The sequence below is a fragment of the Vibrio sp. V12_P9A6T4 genome, assembly GCF_963874835.1.
GTDB lineage: Bacteria > Pseudomonadota > Gammaproteobacteria > Enterobacterales > Vibrionaceae > Vibrio > Vibrio anguillarum.
Window position 1 is genome coordinate 23,986 of sequence record NZ_CAWNJO010000060.1, and the last position, 18,134, is coordinate 42,119.

An 18,134-nucleotide genomic window follows, 5' to 3' on the forward strand; every position below is an offset into this window, starting at 1 on the left:
GAATTAACGCTCCTTGCGAGAATCAATAGGCGGGGTCGCTTCGCGGTTCGGCTCTAATATGGTCTCGCTCACTTGTGCCATTTCCGCTTTCAGCGCTTCAAGATCTTCCTCGGCTTCATGGCCAGAAATCATTCTGTCTAACTTACCGCTGAGAATTTGATAGGCGATTTGTAAAAAGCGAAAAGTGAGTAATCCCATCCCGATAGGCAATGCCATGTATGGAATAAAGCGCGGCATTTTTTCATAGCGCTCCCCTTCATTGAGCCAATCGGAGAGAAATTGCAGCATTTCCGGCATAGGAATATCGTCGGTTTCATACCAAGCACGCTCAGTCGCAAACGGATACCAGTAATTCCACGAACCGATGAGCAGTAAAATAGAAAAGGTTAAACAACAAGCCACCGCGACCAGTGCAGACACTTTTCGCATGGTTGCTGGCACCATGTTAATGACCACATCAACTCCGATGTGAAAGTGTTTCTTTACCCCATAGGACGCACCAACCAGTACCATCCATGCAAACATGAACACGGTTAATTCCAATGCCCATAAAATGTTGCCGTTAAAAACATAGCGATAAACAACGTTAACGAACGTTAATAAGGTCATCGAGCCCAAGAAGAATGCAATCAGCATTTCTTCAATCGCATCGGTAAATCGGCCGACTTTAGAGAAAAAAGAGTGTTCCATGTGATACATCGCTCTCATAGTAATTATCGGAATTGACTCAAGGTCACCGCACGGCTTCAGGTTAGTTATCAATGAGACGAGCAATAAACGCGTTGAGTCCAACCCCACCACGCAAGGTGGGGTTGGAGGCTGATTATTTGTTTGAAGCCAGCGCTGCCTCAATCAAATCTGAACCGATGTCTTTTTCAAATTTCTGCCACACAGGCTTCAGCGTTGTAACCCATTGCTGGCGCTGTTCAGGTGTGAGAGTGCGGATCACGCCTCCGGCTTCCAACACGTATTGTCTATTTTGGAGCTCGACTTTATTTGATTCCGCATTACGCGCTTCAGTGACTTCTTTTAAAATGGTCGCGAACTGGTCACGCACGTCGGCTGGCAGGCTGTCCCACCACTTGCTCGATGTCACCACTAGGTAGTCCAAAATGCCGTGATCGGTTTCGGTAATGCCATCTTGCACTTCAAAGAATTTCTTACCGTAAATGTTGGACCATGTATTTTCTTGACCATCAATAACTTTAGTTTGCAAACCGCCATACACTTCTGCAAAAGACATTTTTTGCGGGTTTGCACCAAGCTGCTCAAACTGAGCCACCAGTACATCAGATGCTTGCACGCGGAACTTTAATCCTTTTGCATCCGCCGGAACGAGTAGAGGTTTATTGGCTGACATCTGTTTCATACCGTTATGCCAAAATTCCAACCCTTTCACCCCACGACGTGTCATTGAATTCTTTAGTTTTTCACCGTCAGCTGAGTTTTGGAAACGGTCAACTGCGTCCACATCCTCAAATAGGAATGGCAGGTCAAAAATACGGAATTTTTTGGTGAATTTTTCAAATTTTGATAATGAAGGCGCCGCTAGCTGCACATCGCCGTTTAGCATGGCCTCCAATACTTTGTCGTCATCGTATAAGGTTGAATTAGGGAAAACTTGTAGGCAAGCCTTACCATTCATCTCCTTATTAACACGCTCTTCAAGCAGCGAAGCCGCAATGCCTTTAGGGTGCTTATCTGTATTCGTGACGTGGCTAAATTTAATGACGATTTCGCCGGGGTCGCAATTTGCGGCCGCATTAAAACTAGTTACAGCAAGAATGGAAGCGGTCAGCAAAGTCAGTGGCTTTAACATTATTATTCTCCTTGATTGAACATATCAGCCCCATCAATGGGTGCTGGTTGTTTTCTATAAGGCAATTAACAAGCCAACATGACACATTCCATTAACAAGCCAGTAACCATAAGGTGTCACCAGCTATTCAGTTAACAACAACCCATAGAATCTTATGATATAAAGAAAAAATGGGTAGAAAATGACCCAAGGAATATGAATTTTGGGTGGGAAATGACACCCAGCTAAATCCATCAAAGGGCGGCGATGAGAATGACAAAAAAATGTGAAACAGGAAGGAAGCGCACCCTCCGCCCAAACAGCAAGCCTAGTTTGGGCACTCCCCCCGAGCTCTTTATCGGAGAGCGCGCTAATTGGTTAGAACCGACAGATTATGTTAGTAGCACACAGAAAGTGGTGTGCTACAAGAAGAGGGTGAGCAGGCAGGCTAAAAAACCTACCCACTCTGGGGGTTAGGGCTACATCGCAGCTTTCACCGCTTTCGCTAGTTTTTGTGCTGCTTGTTTTGGATCCGCTTTCGGATCATTGAAGAAGTTCGTTACGACATCAAAAATCGCGCCTTGGGCATAGCTGGTTGTCGACATACCATGGGCAATACTGGGCACAAGGTTGTTGGACTTAGCCGTCGCTTTAAAGGCCGCCATTGAGTCCAACGCGCACTGGTCAAATTTTGACATATTCATATCTGTGCGTACCGGGATCGAGCCTTTGTTGAGGTTAAATACCTCTTGGAATTTAGGATCTAGGATCGTGGCGGCTAGTGCTTTTTGCGCCTGCTTATTGTCTGCATCAGTTAGCTCAAAAAAGACAAAACTATCGACATTATGGATAAATTGATCGGCCGTACCTGGCGCGGCCACGCACAGGTAATCTTTACCCGCAACTTTGCCCGCTGCGGTAAACTCCCCTTTTGCCCAGTCGCCCATGATCTGCATCGCCGCTTCACCATTTATCACCATTGAAGTCGCAACGTTCCAATCACGGCCTGGAGAGTTAACATCAATGTAGTCATGAACTTTTTTAAACTGGCTGAACACGTCAACCATTTTGTCGCCCGCGAGCACAGCCATATCAAGCTCAACAAATGCTTTCACGTAATCTTGTGAGCCAAGAACGCTCAACGCCACCGTTTCAAAAACCGTCGCGTCTTGCCAAGGTTGACCACCGTGCGCCAGTGGCACATAACCCGCGGCTTTGATCTTATCGCCCGCAACAAAAAACTCGTCTAACGTAGTTGGCACTTTAGCACCCACTTTAGCCAGTACCGCAGGGTTAACCCACAACCAGTTGACGCGATGCACGTTAACTGGCACGGCCACATACTGGCCATTCCACTTCATGACATTGGTGATCATCGGTGGTACGACTTCATCCCAACCACCCTGTTTGGCTACATCATTAAGATTCGTGAGAAAACCAAGCCCCGCCCATTCTTGAATATCGTGTCCTTTAATTTGAGCCGCCGACGGTGGGTTACCCGACACCGCGCGCGTTTTCAATACCGTCATGGCACTTTCACCACCACCACCTGCGACAGCGAAATCTTTCCAACTATGGCCTTGCTGCTCCAACATTTCGGTGAGCACAGCTATCGACTTGGCTTCACCACCGGAAGTCCACCAATGGAGTACTTCCACTTCACCAGCATGAGTCGAAGGGATGAAAGAAACAGAGAGGAAAGATAAAGCAAGCAGAGTGTTATGGAATTTCATCATCATCTTCCTTGGTTTTGATTCGGCAAACCTGATTCGCAAACTTTTATTAACCATTAAAGTGCTGATCGTTTACCTACTAGTCTAATCAAAGAAAATTTTTTTCGTTGAAACAAACCGTAATTTTAACGTAACGAAAGCGTTACACTACACCGCTAACGTAGGTGGGATAAAGACTTGTGCTTCCAGACCACCATGAGCTGGATTGCGTAAAATGAGATCTCCGCCGTGTCCATGTAAAATACTTCGGCATATTCCAAGACCAAGACCGTGGCCTTGGTCATCATCGGCAAGGCGAAAATAGGGCTCAAAGACCGCTTCTAATTTATCTATCGGGATCCCCGGGCCTTGGTCTTGAATGGTGATAACCACCCACTCTGGATTTTCTTCCAACTTCACCCACACTTGCTGACCATACTTCACGCCATTGCCAATCAAGTTTGTCAATACTCGTTGAATAGCTAGAGGCTTAGCGATTATCGGTTCAAGCTGTGTAGGCGTAAAATGGACCACTTGGCGAGTTAAGTTGTACCCTTCAGCAATCGTCTGAATCATCTCATTGAGATCAATACTGCTGTTATTTTCGTGTAAATCGGTATCTCGCACGCACTGCAATGCCCCTTTAACCATCATCTCTAGCTCATCGAGATCGCGGTTAAATTTTTCGCGCTTAACATCGCTTTCGAGCAATTCAGCCCTTAGGCGTAAGCGGGTGATGGGTGTTTTTAAATCATGAGAGATGGCCGAAAACAGATGCTCTCTATCGGCCACGTAACGTCGAATTCGTTGCTGCATACGATTGAATGCGCGGGTCGCCGTAATCAATTCTGTCGCCCCCTCTTCACGCAAGGGACGCTGGGCAATATCCATACTCATCTCATTCGCCGCTTTGGCTAAATTTCTCAGTGGCCGAACTTGGCGGCGCATAAGCAAGTAGGTCAACGCTAACAAAATGGTGGTGGAAAAAAAGAGAAATAAGATCTGCTCTTTTCTTAGTAGAGTGTCATCCAATTTCACGTATGGAGCGGGAAGTAGCGCCGCCACGTAAACCCATTCATGGCTTGAGAGTTCGATTTGCACCACCAGCACTGGCGGGTTTAGCGGTTCAAGTGTGAGTGTATGGTAGGCCCACGACTTGGGTAAGTCGCTGAGAAAAATATCGTTTTTTAGTAATCGCAAATGTTCTGGTTTGGTAAATTCAACTTGAATACTCTCAACGTTATTGAGCTTTTGTTGCAACACTTCCCTCACCGCATCGACTGAAGCTCGCTTGAGCGGCGTATCGATAATCGGCTCCACAGTCAATGGCTCTTTATTGAATGAGACAAAAAAACGGGTTCCCCCCATATTGCGAATTTGATCCAGCACGATATGCCGATATTTGACGGGTAGTGATTGAAAAAAGGTCACGGTGGAAGCAAACATACCTGCCATGCTAGAAGAAACGGAACTGATCCCTTCCAACTCTTTTTGTTTAGATTGGCTGTACCAAATCGCCGTTGCGATGCCCTGCGCTATCACCACCGCCAACAAAGTCAGCAGCAGTGTTCGTGAGACAAGAGAGTTGGGTTTTAATCGTGAAAAGAGACGTCTTAGCGTCATTTTTAATGGCCGTAACTGACCGGAACGGCCAGAATATAGCCGTTGCCACGCATAGTTTTAATGTAGTGAGGGTATTTTGCACTATCACCCAATCGCTGACGTAAACGGCTAAGTTGCACGTCGATACCTCGCTCAAAAGGGAGCGCTTCACGTCCACGAGTAGCAAATGAGATGGTATCGCGATCAAGCACTTCCTTAGGCCGGGTTAAAAACAGCATCAGTAGTGCAAAATCACTGCCCGACAAGTCATGCTCATCGGCACGCTCTAGATGTGTAATTCGGTGTGACAAGGTATCGAGTTGCCAATCACCAAACGTAATCTGTTTGGGCAGCGCATCGGTTGTTTTTTCATCATTGACTTGTACCCGGCGCAGCAAAGCCTTGATGCGCGCCATTAACTGACGCGGGTTAAAAGGTTTCGCCACATAATCATCCGCGCCAATTTCTAAACCAATGATTTGGTCAGTTTCATCAGAAACCGCGGTCAACATAATGATAGGAACGTTCGAATGACGACGGATTTTTTGGCATAAAGTAAAACCATCGTCTCCGGGCATCATCACATCCAACAAAATAAGATCGGGATAACTGTTGCGTTCCAAATAGGCTAATAGCTCGATGCCATCCGCGGTGGTGACGATATCAAAACCAGACTTCGTCAAGTACTCATCTAATAATTGCCGAATCTCTTCGTCATCATCCACGACTAGAATGCGCGTTCTTGCCTGCATGTCCACTATCCATATTTTCAACTGATCGGCCTAGTGTAGCTATAGGTCATTTTTTTGATTATTGATATTTATGTAAAGTTTGAATTCTGTCTAGATAGAGATCACAAAATGCGTTACTTATGAGGAACAACTGATTTCCATTTTTTTCCCCCATTCAGGAGGAAGCTGGGCAAAATGACTCTTTTCCGGCTGCTCGGCATAAGGGTTGGCTAACAATTGTGCTAATTGGTGCACTTGTTGGTAATCACCTTGTTCTGCCTTATCGATCGCTTGTTGAGCCAAATAATTACGCAAAATATATTTCGGATTCACTTTTCTCATCTCTGCGCAGCGCTGCTCAATCGAAATCGCGTTCCCCGAACTGTCGATTTCTCGCTCACAACGAGCCAGATACTGTTCAAGCCAAACTTGTGCCGCGCCGCGGTCAATGAAGAGATCCAATACAGGTTGCTCCCCTTCGTGATCCAAATTGGATAATTGCCGGAAAAAACGAGTGTAGTCAGTGTGATTTTTGGTTAATAACTCAAACAGTTGCTCAAACAACACCGAATCACCGGGCAGAGAGGTCAATAACCCCAATTTACGACGCATTTGCTGGCTAAAATAACGGCCGAGCTGTGCTTCAAACTGGGCGAGTGCCGCTTCCAAATCGCTTCTTTCAACTAACGGTGACAATGCATGTGCTAAAGCGGACAGGTTCCACAACGCCACGCGCGGCTGCTGATCAAACGCGTAGCGGCCTTGATAATCGGAGTGATTGCCAATATAAGTCGGTTCATAATCGTCGAGAAAAGCAAAAGGACCGTAGTCAAAGGTTTGACCGAGGATAGACATGTTGTCGGTATTCATCACACCATGGGCAAATCCAACCGCTTGCCAATCGGCAATCATCTTAGCAGTACGCTCAACAATGTGACTAAACATGGCCGCATAAGGTTTTTCTTGTGTAAGGCAATCAGGGTAATGCCACTCAATCACTTTATCAGCCAGTTGCTTTTGCTCTGCTAATTGGTTGGTATAGAAAAAATGTTCAAAATGACCAAAGCGAATATGGCTCTGCGCTACACGTACCAGCAGCGCACCTCGCTCTTGTTTTTCTCGATAAACAGGCGTGTCACTGCTCATCATCGCTAATGCTCTTGTGGTCGCAATCCCAAGACCCGCCATCGCCTCACTACACAAGTATTCGCGAATAGTGGAGCGCAGTACGGCGCGGCCATCCCCCATACGCGAATAAGGCGTAAGCCCTGCACCTTTCAAATGCAGATCATACACTTCCCCCGTTTTACTCTCGATTTCGGCCAACAGTAACCCACGGCCATCACCCAAATCAGGGTTATAAATACCAAATTGATGGCCCGCGTATTTCATCGCTAATGGCTTAAATTGCGCGAGAATAACTTGGCCAGACAGGCTGTGCAGTAGCTCATCATTAGGTTGTACTGGTAAAGACAAATCGCCAGCCAGTGAGGCATTCCAAGCAACCCAACGCACATTGTCTAAAGGCGTTGGGTTCACTTGAGAATAAAAAGCCGAGGGTAATTCACCATAGCGAGTGTGCAGTGTTACTTGATCCCAAATCGACATGCGAAGTCCTCATAATATGGTTTTTGGTTAGACTTTTGCACGTTAGCAAATACTTGAGCTCTAGACTAGGGTATTATTAGGCAAAGTTGTCACCTATTACAGGTCACATTCAAGGTGAAGTCGATGTTATCCATTTTTGATATTTTTAAAATTGGTGTGGGCCCTTCTAGCTCACACACCAATGGGCCAATGATTGCAGGCTATCAATTTAGCCAAATCATTGCTGATTTAACGCAAGTGGCAAGAGTGCAGATTGACCTTTACGGTTCATTATCACTTACAGGACGTGGCCACCACACGGATCGCGCCGTGATATTAGGCCTGCTGGGCAATAAGCCTGACACCATCAAAATCACCAGCGCCAATCAAGCGCTAGCGCATGCTATTGAACACGGCGAGCTTAATTTAGCGGGAAAACAGCTCATTCCATTCCAGCTAAAAACAGACCTCCTCTTCCAAAATACTAATCTTCCCTTACATGAAAATGGTATGACGATTACCGCTTTTGGATCGCAAGGAGAAACGTTAGCCTTTGAAACTTACTACTCGGTGGGAGGCGGTTTTGTTGCTACCGCCAAAGAGTTGGAACACGGTAGTGCAAATGCACACGTGGAGGTCGAATTTCCTTTTACTTCAGCTGATGAATTACTCTTTAAAGCCGAAAAACATGGCTTAAGTTTAGGCAGTCTCGTTTTGCGCAATGAAATAGCGTTTCATGATCTTGAAACGATTAACCACAAAGCCGATCAAATTTGGAAAGTGATGTCACTCTGCATGCAGCGCGGCTTTGAAACGGAAGGCATTCTCGAAGGTGGGTTGCATGTCACGCGCCGCGCGCCAGCACTGCTCAAAAAGCTCGAAGCTAACGCGGCGATTGAAAGTGACCCAATGGAGATTATGGACTGGATTAACCTGTTTGCTTTCGCGGTCAGTGAAGAAAATGCAGCGGGAGGGCAAGTGGTCACCTCGCCAACCAATGGCGCGGCAGGAGTGATACCCGCCGTATTAATGTATTACCACCGCTTTATCCGAGAGCTTGACACTAAGCAGTTGAAAGATTTTCTCGCCGTGGCTGGCGCTATTGGTATTTTGTACAAAACCAATGCTTCTATTTCGGGGGCCGAAGTAGGCTGTCAAGGGGAGATTGGAGTCTCTTCCTCAATGGCAGCGGCAGGGTTGACCGCGCTAAGAGGTGGCAGCAACGAACAAATTTGCATGGCGGCTGAAATTGCCATGGAGCATTCATTGGGTATGACATGCGACCCAATGGGTGGCTTAGTTCAAGTCCCTTGCATCGAACGCAATGCAATGGGAGCCGTGAAAGCGATTAACGCTTCACGCATGGCCCTAAAACGGACCAGCAAATGCTTAATTTCTCTAGATAAAGTGATTGAGACCATGTACCAGACGGGGAAAGATATGAATCGGAAATATCGAGAAACCTCGTTAGGCGGCTTAGCGTTAATCCACCTATCACCACCTTGTGAATAGTAATACCGTTCAATCCTCATCAAGCCCTGTGTGAATACAGGGCTTATTTAAGCGGTAAATTCAGGAATGCGTAACTCTTGGTTCTGGGTAATCGCTTCTCGCTGCACAATCCACTGAAAGCTGAGCGACAACACACAAATCTCAACCGCACAAACCACTAACCAGACGAGTGACAATAGTAATGTCAATGGCAGAAAATGCAGATTAAACAAGGGCTGTAGTAGTGCGTTGATAAGCATGGGGATCACACCTATCAGCACAAATAGTGCTTTGGCGTGGGGCTTTGACATTTGCCACGCGGCACTCAAACCTCTAGGTTGATGATCTAGTGCTGTTGCTGGCAAAACTAATGACCAGCGGGAGATAAACCAGCCAATAGGCAGCATTGCGGCATAGGTACAAAGCTGGATTAACCACATTGGCATAGTCACTATATTTGCCAGCGAGCCAATGATAAACATGGGTATGATTAGAATGGCAAACAGCATAGCGCCTAAAGCAGCCCACCATCCAATAAAGCGCAATTCACGCGAACTTAAATAAAAAATCGTGCTCAAACGGCAAGATTTTTCACCCAGCAGAACCAAACGATGCAAGCGCACTGTCGCCATCGCCGCCGTTACCGTATAAAGCACATAAACAATCACATTCGTTAATGTAAACAACTGTTGTGGATCATCAAAGTCAACAACACCAATCGTGAAATAGAGATTCACTACCAAAAAAGGTGAAGATTGCAGCATGAGAGTCAGCCAATTTTTTTGGACTAATTTTAACGCACTCACCACAGTATACTGAATCGGTAGCTGCTGATATTCCATGAATCTATTCCCTGCCAAATAAGTAAGGTTAATATATCGAAAATAGATCCCACTTGTTCTAAAAGCTCTGTGATGCCAATCCAACTCCCTGCACTCATTGATAACAATCTTATTGGTATCTCATATTAGTGACTCGGCAACGAGGCGCTATTCTGAATAAGGAGACAATCGCTGACACTGAGGTATCTCACCGCATTTGAAAAGTTCATGCTAGAATGCGCCGAATTTGCGATGAGTTGCACTCAAAGTATTAGGGCGTAGCGCCTTACGATGAGAAAGCCATCGCTTGCTAACTGTTTTGACTTTTTAACTCTGAGAGCCCGCATGCCATTTTCCAACCTAGGATTGAGCGATCCAATCTTAAAAGCCGTTCACGAACTCGGCTATTCTGCCCCAACACCGATTCAAGAACAGGCAATCCCAGCCATTTTGACGGGTAAAAATGTCATTGCGGCAGCGCAAACCGGCACGGGTAAAACCGCTAGCTTTGTACTGCCCATTTTGCAGATGCTTAGTCAAGGAACAACTCAGCGCGCCAAACGTGTTCGCGCATTAATTTTAGCGCCCACTCGCGAATTGGCTCTGCAAGTGGAAGAGAACGTCACTCAATACGCCAAGTATCTGCCCTTAACCTGCCTTGCGATGTACGGCGGTGTCGATTCGCAAAAACAAAAACAACGCTTGATTGAAGGGGTGGATATTTTGATCGCCACGCCGGGGCGCTTGCTTGATATGTATGGCCAACGCGCCGTTCATTTTGATGAGCTTGAAGTGTTGGTGATGGATGAAGCTGACCGCATGCTCGACATGGGTTTCATTGAAGACATCAATAAAATTGTTGATCGCCTGCCACTAAACCGTCAGAACTTACTGTTTTCGGCGACCCTTTCTCGTCCAGTGCGTGAGTTGGCCAAATCAGCCATTAATGATCCGATTGAAATTGATGTCGCTGGTTACAACCGCACGCCAAATCAAATCGAGCAGTGGATTATCACTGTCGATAAAGATCAAAAATCTGCACTACTGAGCCATTTGATTACTGAAAACCAATGGCAACAAGCGATGATTTTCATCGAAACCAAACACGGTGCGGCAAAGCTGGCGAGCCAACTGGAAAAGCGTGGCATTGCGGCAGAGGCGTTTCACAGTGGCCGTAGCCAAGAAGTTCGTGAAAAATTATTAGCCGATTTCAAAGCAGGTAAACTGCAATTTTTGATTGCAACGGGCGTTGCCGCGCGCGGTATTGATATTGATAACTTAGAAAGAGTGGTGAATTACGACTTGCCTTATCCTGCGGAGAACTACATTCACCGTATTGGACGAACCGGTCGTGCTGGTGCAACCGGCGAAGCAATTTCTCTCGTATCACGCGATGATTTTAAAAACTTGTGCATGATTGAAAGCCGCTTAGGACATTTGCTTGTGCGTAAAGAAATTGAAGGTTTCACACCGAAAAAAGACGTGCCTATTTCCATTTTAAATTACCACTTGAAAAAACGTGATAACGAGCACTCAAGTGCACCGCGTCGTAGCCCTCGCCCTAAACAAGAAAAACGCTCATAAGCATAATGCTTCTTTACAAATCCCACCGCCCGGTGGGATTTTGTTGACTAAACCATTCCCGCATCACACTTTTACGCCTTCTTTCTCTCTACGCCCCAAAATCACTACCCAAGGATGATTCTGTCTTCATCAACTTCTATTAGCCTGCAACTCATCTCCTATTTCTCGCATCCCATCATCGCTTAGGTTGACACGTTATGGCTTACAACAAATACACTATCTATCAAGTTTTCACGCGCTTATTCGGTAATACAAACTGTTGCTACACACCTTGGGCAACGAAAGAACAAAATGGCGTCGGTAAATTAAGTGACTTCACTGACGATGCACTCAATGCAATTCATCAACTTGGGATCACTCATATTTGGTATACCGGTGTTTTACATCACGCACTGGTGGGTGATTACCGTGCATGGGGAATAGAGAATGATCACCCAAGTGTTGTCAAAGGTAGAGCGGGCTCGCCTTACGCCATTAAAGACTACTATTCGATAAACCCTGATTTAGCCGACGACCCAGCTCAGCGTAATGACGAATTTGAAGCCTTGATTAAGCGTACACACCAAGCGGGCATGAAAGTCATCATCGACATTGTCCCTAACCACGTGGCGCGCCAATATCAAGGGCTCAATAACCCTGTCGGAGTCAATGATTTTGGTGAAAATGATGATACCAGTGTGCAATACGCCAGGGACAATAACTTCTATTACCTACCCGACACCTCCTTTAAACTGCCAGATATTCCCACCTCATTGCTACCGTTGGGCGGTGAATGCCACCCAGATTTAGCCACCCCGTTTTACGAACACCCCGCAAAATGGACAGGCAATGGATCTCGTTTGGCCAAGCCGAACATCGATGATTGGTATGAAACCGTCAAAATAAACTACGGCATCAAACCGGATGGAAGCAAAGATTTTACCGAACTTCCGCAGCAATACCGTTTTCTATCTCACCTTGAACACGCCGTTTTCTGGCAAGACAAAAGTGTCCCGGATTCATGGCGTAAATTTCGAGATATCGCTCTTTATTGGATCGATAAAGGCGTGGATGGCTTTCGTTATGATATGGCCGAAATGGTACCGATTGAATTTTGGAGCTATCTCAACTCGGCAATTAAACTACACAACCCCGATGCTTTTTTAATGGCAGAGGTGTATCAGCCAAATTTATACCGCGATTACATCCAGATCGGGAAAATGGACTATCTGTACGACAAAGTCGACCTTTACGATAGTCTCAAAGCCATCATGCAAGGACACGGCTCTACCAAAGAGATTGGTCGTATTGAATATCAACTGCGCGACATTGAGCATCACATGCTGCATTTCTTAGAAAACCATGACGAGCAGAGAATTGCCTCACCTGAATTTGCAGGGGAAGCACATAAAGCACGCCCAGCCATGTTGATTTCAGCCTGTTTATCCAGCTCACCAACCTTGCTTTATTTTGGGCAAGAAGTGGGCGAACCTGGAGCGGAACATGCCGGCTTTGGCCAGCCTTCTCGCACCTCTATTTTTGACTATATCGGTGTTCCACAACACCAAAAATGGATGAATAACGGCGCATTTGATGGTGGCCAATTAAACGAGAGCGAGAAGCAGCTGCGCCATTTCTACTCAACATTACTGAATTTAGTCAAACAGAGCCCCGCACTGACCGGTGAATATCATGATCTGTACGCCGCCAATGTTGAACACTTCTCCGACCAACAAGATGGCTTATTTGCCTTTGCTCGCTCTAACCCGTCACAAAAGCTGATCATCGCAGCGAACTTCAGTGCCACAAGTGGCAAAACCGTAAAACTGCATTTACCTAAAGCATTGACCACTTATTGGCAGTTAACCTGTGGTGAGCACACTCTATTCGACCCGCTAAATCAACAAACGCTGACGCTCTTCGTCAACGAACAAGAGAGCTATGTGATGATCGACTTCACCCCACTTTCGACCCATTTCATGGTTCTCAATAATATTTAAACCTCAAAGAGAGTCATTGGTCTTCTTTCAATACAGCAAGCCAGCATCTTCATCGTGCTGGCTTGTTTTGCTAAAGGCTATAAGGTTAAGGCTTGCTTTAAGTGACTTTCATTAACACGGGCTCTTGATCAGATTCCCGCTCATGCTGATTGGGCAAAATGCCTAAAGTATGTAAAAAGGTTTTGAGCATGATGGCGTAAATGAACATCATAGGAAGGCCTGCGACCACACAAAGCGACTTAATGGTTTCAATCCCTCCCCCAGCCAAAAATACACTTAAACTGATCAGCCCAATCGCACAGGCCCAAAGCAATTTTACTCGGTTATCGGGATCACCATTCAAAGCCAATTCATTGGTGGTGAGCATCGCCGTCGCAACACTCGCACTGGACATAGTGGTCAGCATCAATAAAAACTGAATGAGCAGAAATAGCCCAAGCACCCCATTTCCCCCAGGCAAGGTTTTTATCAATGAAACCACTGCGTAGGTTAAGCCACCTTCTGCCATCCAGCCCTGAACGGGTAAACCGCCCAGCATTTGAGCCCACACCGCATAGCCACCAAAAATGGAGATAAAAAATGCGCAGCCCAAAGCGCCCATCGAGATGGTGTACAAAACCACTTCACGAATCGTTCGTCCACGAGAAATTCGCGTGATGAATAGGCCCATCATAATCAAGTACGCGTAATACCAAAACCAATAGTACTGAGTCCAGCCTTGTGCAAAACCACTTTGCTGAACAGGGTCTGTCCACAATGACATTCTAAAGAAATTATCCAACATCACGCCCAGCGAGTCAGTGAAACTATTAAGAATGAAAGAAGGTTGAGTCGCCAATAATACAAACAGGGCAAACAACACCGCCATGCTGACTGTCCAGTTAGAAATCATGTTGATGCCCTGATTAAAACCAACCCCCATCACAACCACTAACGCAGCCACAAAAAGCACAATAATTGTGCCTTGTAAGCCAAGGCTATTCTCAATCTGTAACAGCTCTGCCACACCGGCGCTGACCAAGGTCACAGTTAAGGCTAGCGAGCTAGCAAACGCGGCCAACGTACCAAAAATCGACAATAGATCGATACTTTTTGCCACCAAAGGATGGTCACCCACTACCGAAGAACACAAACTGGAAACTTTTAACGTGCGTTTTTTTTGTACATAAAATGCATAAGCAAACGGAATCGCTGGAAAGCAGTAAATCGCCCAACCTGTAATGCCCCAATGAAAAATAGAGTAAGTAACGGCCCATGCCGCAGCAGGATAACTATTAGGCTCAGCAAATAACGGCGGATTGTAGTAATACATCGGTTCACCTATCGCCCAGTAAATGAGTGACGCCCCGACGCCAGCGGTAAAAATCATCCCGCCGTAAGAAAAATTACTGTATTCGGTTTTTTCTTCACCTAAACGAATGCGGCCGTATTTCGAACACGCCAGCCACAGTAAAAAAACCACTAACGCCAAACTTGCCATCTGTACTAACCAGCCAAACCAGTGGCTCACCCAGCCCATAGCTTGCGCCGCCATCGCTTGAGAGGTGGCTGGATAAAGCGCAGAAACCGTCAACAAAACAAGTACTAACGCAATCGCAGGAAAAGCCAATCCATAATTAAGATTTTTCAAAACTGCGCCTCCATTCATAAAGTGCTTGAATATGGCGAGGGGTGATGCCGCAACATCCGCCGATCACGGTTGCACCGAGGGCATACCACTGCTTGGCAAATGCGAGATAATCTTCTGCACTAAACTCACGCATGGCTTGTACGGTTTCGTTAGCGGCGTGATCCGATTTAATCGGCGTAAAACTGTTTGCATAAACGCCGATTTCAATCTTTTGCGCTCGGCCTTCCAACACCATTTTCGCCTGTTGAATGGCATCAGCCATCACCTCGGGTATTGAGCAGTTAAAGAAAATACCCGCCCCACCCGCAGAATAGATTTGTTCTGTGGCTTCAGACACTGACTGCCCAGAACGCAATTGTGCGATATTAGAGTCATCTTTCAGAGTCAGTGCGTAATAGCAAGGCTTGGTTGATGAGGCAAACACCGATTGGATCATGCTCAACTCTTCTAAACTGGCAATCGTCTCCGCTAACCAGACGTCCACATAAGGATCTTGTGCTTGATACAAAGTGAGTGAAATCGCTCGCGCGACTTCGGCTTGAAAGAGATCAGGCCGATAGCTTCCCATCGCCGGTGGCATAGAACCCGCCACTAAAATCGGACGTTCTGACTGTTGTGCTACTTCCGCAGCAATCTGCGCGGCTAAGCTCGCTAACCTTGCACCATCGGTTTGATATAGTGACTCGCCCAAGTGAAAAGGGACACACGCATAGCTATTCACCGTGATGATGTCGGCACCGCTATCAATAAATCCTTGGTGAGCTAAACGAACATGTTGTGGAGATTCAATCAGCGCTTGCGCGCTCCAAAGTGGCTGAGAAAAAGGGGCGCCAATTCTTTTTAATTCACGCCCCATACCACCATCAAGAAGGGTTAATTTGCTCATAATATCGTATCCATAATGCTTTATTGGTCAGTGCCATTGAAGCATACTGTGAGCAAGATCATAGTGAATAACATTGAAGTGCAATATGAATTTTATTCAAGTAAGTGACTTGATTTATCTATTCTTTTTCGCAAGGTCACTATCTGTTGTTCATGCTGTCATTCGTGCTGTAATTCTTAGAAAACATGGGGCTTGGTCATTTCACAACAAATACTCAACGCATCATAAACAACTCTTCATGGAACTGAGTTTCAACGTCTACATGGTAAGGCTTCAACGCCTGTTTTAAAGTCCGTGAAAACGCAACAGGGCCACAAAAGAAAAACTCAAAACCACTTAAATCACCACACTGGCGAGCAATAGTCTCGGCAGACAAATGCGGCGCAATGCTTGAATCAATCACTGTGAGGGAGACACCTGCACGCAATGCTTTCTGCTTAAGCTCATCACACAGGGCTTGCTCTGCATGGTGGCAGCAGAAAAACAGATAAGTAGCCGGATGCGCTTTTACCGTGTGTAAATAATCTAACCCAGCCATAAATGGAGCGATGCCGACACCGCCACCAATCCAGACTTGTGGCCTATCACTATAAAACTCAAATCGTCCATATGGACCTTCGACCTCAATCGGCTCACCCACGGTAATTCTCTTATAAAGGCCTGTGGTAAAATCGCCGAGCTCTTTGATCAAAAATCGCAGCTCATTAGCCTCATTGTACGAAGCAATAGTAAACGGATGCGGCTCTTCGCCAACAAAACTCAAATAGGCAAACTGCCCTGCTTTATGCCCGGGCCAAGGTTTCTCCATCTTAATTCTTAAATCTAACGTTTGGCTCGCTGCGCAGTAGTGGCATGCGCTAATCTTCGCTGAATAACGTGCATTTCGGCCCACAAATCCAAGCAAACTGTAGACTGCTGCCGCGGAGCCAAGCGCAATAAACATCAACACTAACCAATAAATCGGCCAGCCCCAATACGCCTTTTTCAACAATAATACCGAATGCCCAGCCAGCAAAGGGTACACCACCGCCATCAAACGGTGCGATAAGCGAAACGGTTTGTATTTAATGGTTAGCCACAGTGATACACCCACCAGCAGCAATAATGAATAGAACCCCCATTCGCCAATGGCTAACCCAATCGGGCGCATCTCTTTTACCCAAAGCGCAAAACCCGACAAGTTCCCCTGTGGACCAGAGCCATTGAGCCGATTAGGTTTAGTCAGGAGCTCAAGTGCAATCATCCATTTCGGTATCTGGTAACAAAGCCAGTGAAATAAACCAAGCAACGTGGCCGAAATACCCAGCCATTTGTGTATCCGATAGCCTTTATCGATTCCTTGTGTCCACTGTTCAACAAGGGGCAAACGAAGCGCCAGCACCATAGCCAATGACATCGCCACAATGGACAAAATGCCTGACCACTGAATAAAAGCCGATCGCCACTTGAAGAGGTTTTCAGACACCAAAAGCGTTGGCTCGGCTTGCATCCATAATACCGAGACAACCACCATCACAATCAATACCGTTTTGCTTACTCTGCTCATCACAATAACCACTCAAATAAAAAGGTTATCTAAGAGTAACAATCACAACGTAAAGTAGATGAAGTAACAAGTAAATCTGTGTAAAGAGGGCAATCCAAACTCTTTAAGCGCTATGTCCTTTTATTGAACGCAGAAAAATCTGACCAATCAAACAACGCTGATCTTCCGCACGATAATCTTAGGGAGGGTCACTGAATTCTGTTAGAATGCGGCCCCTTCAACTAGCGTGTTAAGAGATGATCATTCGTGATGCCACGTTGTTTGAATAAAAAACCAACGAAAACCATACACCCCTGCTGGCCTCGGTTAGTGAACTACTTAGGAACTCGTTATGATGACTGAAGAAGAAAGAATTGAATTACAAAGAAATAACCCATTACACGGTCTTAAGTTAGAAACATTACTGCAAGAACTAGTGGATTTTTACGGTTGGGATATTCTCGATACGGCAATGCGTTTTAACTGCTTCCATACCAACCCATCGGTTGCCAGCAGCGTGAAATATCTCAATAAAACCGATTGGGCGAGAGAGAAAGTAGAAAACTTCTACCTATATCGCTTTAAACGTATGCCACGCGCTTCAGCTGAAGAATATGATCTGCCACCGCGCGCGCGCACTTTCCCACATGGCCTCAAACCTAAAGAGCCAATGGAGCTGACGGTTGATTCCATTTTAAACTCACAGGCTAAAGCGGCTTCTGCCCATAAAGAGCGTTCCGCACGTAACCGTTCGTTTCGTCGTTAAAGAACGATAAGTCAGTGATCGG

The 18,134-nt window shown here is 46.0% G+C and carries 14 protein-coding genes; 4 read left to right on the forward strand and 10 right to left on the reverse strand.

Annotated features, from left to right (window positions below):
- Positions 1–3: 3 nt before the first annotated feature.
- The 6 genes from AACQ42_RS09865 to AACQ42_RS09890 all read right to left on the reverse strand — a co-directional run bounded on the left by AACQ42_RS09865 (position 4) and on the right by AACQ42_RS09890 (position 7,451).
- The gene (locus tag AACQ42_RS09865; RefSeq protein WP_094165740.1) at positions 4–690 is read right to left on the reverse strand and encodes a TRAP transporter small permease; all 687 of its coding nucleotides are present in this window, start codon (positions 688–690) and stop codon (positions 4–6) included.
- 133 nt (positions 691–823) lie between these two features.
- Positions 824–1,819: a TRAP transporter substrate-binding protein gene (locus AACQ42_RS09870; RefSeq protein ID WP_017044592.1), complete on the reverse strand. Its 996-nt coding sequence runs from the start codon at positions 1,817–1,819 to the stop codon at positions 824–826.
- A 458-nt stretch (positions 1,820–2,277) separates the two neighbouring features.
- On the reverse strand, positions 2,278–3,531 hold the full coding sequence (locus AACQ42_RS09875; RefSeq protein ID WP_026027514.1) for an ABC transporter substrate-binding protein: 1,254 nt from the start codon (positions 3,529–3,531) through the stop codon (positions 2,278–2,280).
- Positions 3,532–3,678: 147 nt separating this feature from the next.
- Entirely contained in the window at positions 3,679–5,133 is a 1,455-nt protein-coding gene (locus AACQ42_RS09880) for an ATP-binding protein (RefSeq protein WP_017044591.1), read from the reverse strand.
- Between the two features lie 2 nt (positions 5,134–5,135).
- Positions 5,136–5,864, reverse strand: coding sequence for a response regulator (locus tag AACQ42_RS09885; protein ID WP_026028047.1), 729 nt, complete (start codon positions 5,862–5,864; stop codon positions 5,136–5,138).
- Between the two features lie 117 nt (positions 5,865–5,981).
- Positions 5,982–7,451: a protein adenylyltransferase SelO gene (locus AACQ42_RS09890; RefSeq protein ID WP_094165706.1), complete on the reverse strand. Its 1,470-nt coding sequence runs from the start codon at positions 7,449–7,451 to the stop codon at positions 5,982–5,984.
- Positions 7,452–7,574: 123 nt separating this feature from the next.
- Between AACQ42_RS09890 and AACQ42_RS09895 the strand changes: the two genes are divergently transcribed.
- On the forward strand, positions 7,575–8,942 hold the full coding sequence (locus AACQ42_RS09895) for an L-serine ammonia-lyase (protein WP_094133680.1): 1,368 nt from the start codon (positions 7,575–7,577) through the stop codon (positions 8,940–8,942).
- A gap of 47 nt (positions 8,943–8,989) precedes the next feature.
- Here the strand turns inward: AACQ42_RS09895 and AACQ42_RS09900 are convergent, their stop codons facing one another.
- Positions 8,990–9,763 carry a hypothetical protein gene (locus AACQ42_RS09900; RefSeq protein WP_094165707.1) on the reverse strand — a complete coding sequence of 258 codons (774 nt, stop codon included), beginning with the start codon at positions 9,761–9,763 and terminating at the stop codon, positions 8,990–8,992.
- 324 nt (positions 9,764–10,087) lie between these two features.
- Between AACQ42_RS09900 and AACQ42_RS09905 the strand changes: the two genes are divergently transcribed.
- Together AACQ42_RS09905 and AACQ42_RS09910 are read left to right on the forward strand one after the other, a co-directional pair.
- The gene (locus AACQ42_RS09905; protein WP_026028635.1) at positions 10,088–11,326 is read left to right on the forward strand and encodes a DEAD/DEAH box helicase; all 1,239 of its coding nucleotides are present in this window, start codon (positions 10,088–10,090) and stop codon (positions 11,324–11,326) included.
- Between the two features lie 197 nt (positions 11,327–11,523).
- Complete coding sequence (locus AACQ42_RS09910; protein WP_094165708.1) at positions 11,524–13,305, forward strand: alpha-amylase family protein; 1,782 nt, start codon at positions 11,524–11,526, stop codon at positions 13,303–13,305.
- A gap of 97 nt (positions 13,306–13,402) precedes the next feature.
- Here AACQ42_RS09910 and AACQ42_RS09915 read toward each other — a convergent pair whose 3' ends face one another.
- From AACQ42_RS09915 to AACQ42_RS09925, 3 genes are all read right to left on the reverse strand, one after another.
- On the reverse strand, positions 13,403–14,935 hold the full coding sequence (locus AACQ42_RS09915) for a BCCT family transporter (protein ID WP_094165709.1): 1,533 nt from the start codon (positions 14,933–14,935) through the stop codon (positions 13,403–13,405).
- Positions 14,922–15,821 carry a homocysteine S-methyltransferase family protein gene (locus AACQ42_RS09920; RefSeq protein ID WP_017047789.1) on the reverse strand — a complete coding sequence of 300 codons (900 nt, stop codon included), beginning with the start codon at positions 15,819–15,821 and terminating at the stop codon, positions 14,922–14,924. The genes AACQ42_RS09915 and AACQ42_RS09920 overlap by 14 nt, the downstream gene beginning before the upstream one ends.
- 214 nt (positions 15,822–16,035) lie before the next feature.
- A complete protein-coding gene (locus AACQ42_RS09925) occupies positions 16,036–17,367 on the reverse strand; it encodes a ferredoxin reductase family protein (RefSeq protein ID WP_176429675.1) in 1,332 nt (443 codons plus the stop codon).
- A gap of 331 nt (positions 17,368–17,698) precedes the next feature.
- Between AACQ42_RS09925 and AACQ42_RS09930 the strand changes: the two genes are divergently transcribed.
- A complete protein-coding gene (locus AACQ42_RS09930) occupies positions 17,699–18,112 on the forward strand; it encodes a VF530 family protein (RefSeq protein ID WP_013857204.1) in 414 nt (137 codons plus the stop codon).
- Positions 18,113–18,134 lie beyond the last annotated feature (22 nt).